This is a genomic window from Corallococcus sp. 4LFB, from assembly GCF_046520365.1.
Taxonomy (GTDB): domain Bacteria; phylum Myxococcota; class Myxococcia; order Myxococcales; family Myxococcaceae; genus Corallococcus; species Corallococcus caeni.
Genome location: NZ_JBKGHJ010000747.1, coordinates 1 through 2,851, shown reverse-complemented (window position 1 = coordinate 2,851; position 2,851 = coordinate 1). Strand labels below are relative to the sequence as shown.

Genomic DNA, 2,851 nt, shown 5'->3' with positions numbered 1-2,851 from the left:
CGCGCGATGGCGTCCGGCCCCCGCCGGGTGAGCGCGTAGTCATGGGCGTGGCTGTGGCTGGCCACCTCCACGCCCGCCGCGTGCGCGCGCCGCATGCCGTCCGCCGCGCCGGGGTCCGTCTCCAGGTCCTCGCCGATGACGAAGAACGTCCCCGGCACGCCGACCGCCGCGAACAGCTCCAGGAAGCGCGGCACCGCCACCCGGTGGATCAACGTCCTCGCGCGCTCGTCGAGCAGCGACTCCGGCAGCCCGTGGATCCGGCAGTAGTGCGGCAGCGAATCCAGGTCGACGGAGATGGACGCCAGTCGCGCTGCTGGCATGGGGCAGCCCCTCGCTCAGGTCCCGCGGACGCGGATGACGTAGAACAGCTTGCCCACGTTCTTGAGCACGTTGGGCACGCGCTTGAAGAGGTGGATGGACGGCTGGCGCTTCTCCTGGAGCTGGATGGGGATCTCCATGACGTTCAGCCCCTCGCGCCACGCGCGGATGACGAACTCGCTGGCGAACACGTCCATGTCCACCACGCACTTGTGGATGACGGGCAAGAGCGCTTCGCGGCGGAACGCCTTCAGGCCGTGCGTGTCCGTGCCCTGGAAGCCCAGCGCCACGCGCAGGAGCTTGTTGTGCACCCGCGTGGCCGCGCGGCGGATGAGGGGCCGCTGGTCACTGGCGCCCTTGGCCGCCTTGGAGCCCACGACCATGTCCGCCTCGCCGCGCTCCAGCCGGGGCAGCGCCGCGTCGTAGAAGGTCAGGTCGCACAGGTCGATTTCATCGCAGACCACGTAGGTGCCCCGGGCCTTGAGGATGCCGGCCTTGAGCGCCACGCCGTAGTTGGGCGTCTCCGAGTGGAACCAGCGCAGGCGCGGGTTCTTGGAGCAGAGCTCCTCCAGGAGCCGGGGCGTCGCGTCGCGCGAGCCGTTCTCCGCGAAGATGATTTCGTAGTCGAGCCCGCGAGCATCCAGCCCCTGGCGCAGCTCTTCGGCTGCCTGGGCGATGATGGACTCCTCGTTGTAGACGGGGATGACGACGGAGAGGTGCAGGGCCATGGGTCCGGAGATGCGAAGGGAAGGCCTCGGGGCCTAGCACGGCCCCGGACCACCGTCGACAGGAGACGACTCCCTGCGTCAGCCGTTCAGCGTCCGGGCGCAGGCCCGCCCGCCCAGGATGGCGTCCTCCATGGAGGAGTACTCCCACTTCCCGTAGCGCCCCGCCGTGAGGATGCCCGCGTGCTCCAGGAAACGGTTCACCTCCGCCATCGCGGGGCCGTAGGCGTCGTCGTAGAGGACGTACGCGTTGGGAATCTCGCGCCCCCGGGCGAAGAGGATGTCGTCCGCTGAATGGATCATCCGCGAGCGCACCAGGTCCTCCACCGCGTACTTCTCCGCGTCCGCCACGGACAGCTCGCCGTGGTGGCTGAACTCCACGGAGAAGCTGGCCGTGTCCGGAGGGGCCAGGGGCGCGTACACCGCCGACGGCGCCCCGATGCGGTACGCGTGGAACTCCGGCTCCGGCAGGTAGATCCAGTGCCACGGCTGGCGGTTCGCGCCCCGGGCCCCCACGCACACGTACGTGACGATGAAGGCGCGCAGGCGCTTCGCCGCGGCGCGCACCTCGTCCGGCACGCCGGAGGCGCCCTTCCCGATGAGGTCCACCAGCAGGGGCAGCGCGATGGAGGACACCAGCCCCGAGTACGGCAGGGTGCGGCCGTCCGACAGCGAGACCTGCTTCGCCTTCCAGTCGATGGAGACAGGCTCGGTGCGCACGCTCAGCTCGCCGCCCGTCAGGTGCTGCTTCATCGCGCGCGCCAGGCTCTCGATGCCGCCCTCGCGCGGGTAGAGGAACGACGCGTTGTAGCCCAGCTGATCACTGCCCGCGCCGAGCGCCCCGTCCACGACCTCCTTGAGGGTGGGGCGCGGCACGAACCGGCCGACCCACGCGGCGGACATCTCGCGCGGGTGCACGGTCCAGAGCTTCTGGTTGTAGGGCAGCATGAAGTTCTTCGCGAAGCCCTCGCCCATGTAGCGGAGGATGAACTCCTCGAAGTTCACGGGGTCGCGCTCGCGCAGGGCGCGGCCCTTCTCCCCGTAGATGGCCTCCACGTACCCGACCAGGTTCTCCGCGACCACCTCCGGCGGCAGCCCGTGGGTGTTCACCTGGTAGGGGAAGCGGGTGAAGGTGTCGCGGGAGAACACCGCGGCGCGGCGCTGGATGCGCACCAGCTGGTCCGGGAGCCAGAGCGTGTTGACCAGTTCCTGGATCTCCGGGTCGCGCAGGTGGAGCCAGTGGCCGGTGGGGTCGAAGTAACACCCGTCAATGACCTCGGTCTTGATGAGGCCTCCGACCCGGTCGGACTTCTCGATGAGGCGCCAGGGGCGCTTGAGGAAGTGCGCGGTGGACAGGCCCGCCAGGCCCGCTCCGAGGATGACGATGGGATCCATGACCCGCCGGGTCTACCATCACGGGCGGGCGCCTGGAAAAGGGACGCACACTGTTGGTGTTGGCGGGCGCCCGCCCTCCTGCCCGCCCGGGTGACGGCGGTGCACCTGGGGGGCGCGTTCTTTCCGGGCTTGAAACGGCTCTGCTAGCCTGCACGCGCCGCGCGGACCACCGCACCGCCCCCGTCATTGCGCGTGCGCGCGCCAGCCGGTCTCGTCGAAGGAAAACAATGAAAGTCTCCTGCCCGTCGTGCCAGACGAACTACAACATCGATGACAGGCGGATCCCGCCCGGCGGCGCGAAGCTGAAGTGTGCTCGGTGCCAGACCACGTTCCCCATCAAGGCCGAAGGCGCGGGCGCCGAAGCTCCCGAGGCCGCGCCGCAGCCCGCCGCCATCCCGCTGCCGGGCACCGCC

4 protein-coding genes are annotated in these 2,851 nt (G+C 70.0%); 1 reads left to right on the top strand and 3 read right to left on the bottom strand.

The features are described 5' to 3' along the window. The 3 genes from ACLEQD_RS40575 to ACLEQD_RS40565 form a co-directional block, all read right to left on the bottom strand. Window positions 1-320 (bottom strand): polysaccharide deacetylase family protein (locus ACLEQD_RS40575; RefSeq protein ID WP_410391287.1); only part of this gene is annotated, 320 nt, incomplete at its 3' end. 15 nt (window positions 321-335) lie between these two features. After that, entirely contained in the window at window positions 336-1,046 is a 711-nt protein-coding gene (locus tag ACLEQD_RS40570; RefSeq protein ID WP_410391286.1) for a glycosyltransferase family 2 protein, read from the bottom strand. Between the two features lie 78 nt (window positions 1,047-1,124). Beyond that, complete coding sequence (locus tag ACLEQD_RS40565) at window positions 1,125-2,438, bottom strand: protoporphyrinogen/coproporphyrinogen oxidase (RefSeq protein ID WP_410391285.1); 1,314 nt, start codon at window positions 2,436-2,438, stop codon at window positions 1,125-1,127. A gap of 227 nt (window positions 2,439-2,665) precedes the next feature. Between ACLEQD_RS40565 and ACLEQD_RS40560 the strand changes: the two genes are divergently transcribed. Continuing rightward, the coding region (locus ACLEQD_RS40560) for a zinc-ribbon domain-containing protein (RefSeq protein WP_410391284.1) at window positions 2,666-2,851 on the top strand (186 nt) is incomplete at its 3' end.

What these genes read in the sequence shown, in the direction of transcription:
- ACLEQD_RS40565 (WP_410391285.1), bottom strand. Translation starts at nt 2,438, where the DNA reads ATGGATCCCATCGTCATCCTCGGAGCGGGCCTGGCGGGCCTGTCCACC.
- ACLEQD_RS40570 (WP_410391286.1), bottom strand. Translation starts at nt 1,046, where the DNA reads ATGGCCCTGCACCTCTCCGTCGTCATCCCCGTCTACAACGAGGAGTCC.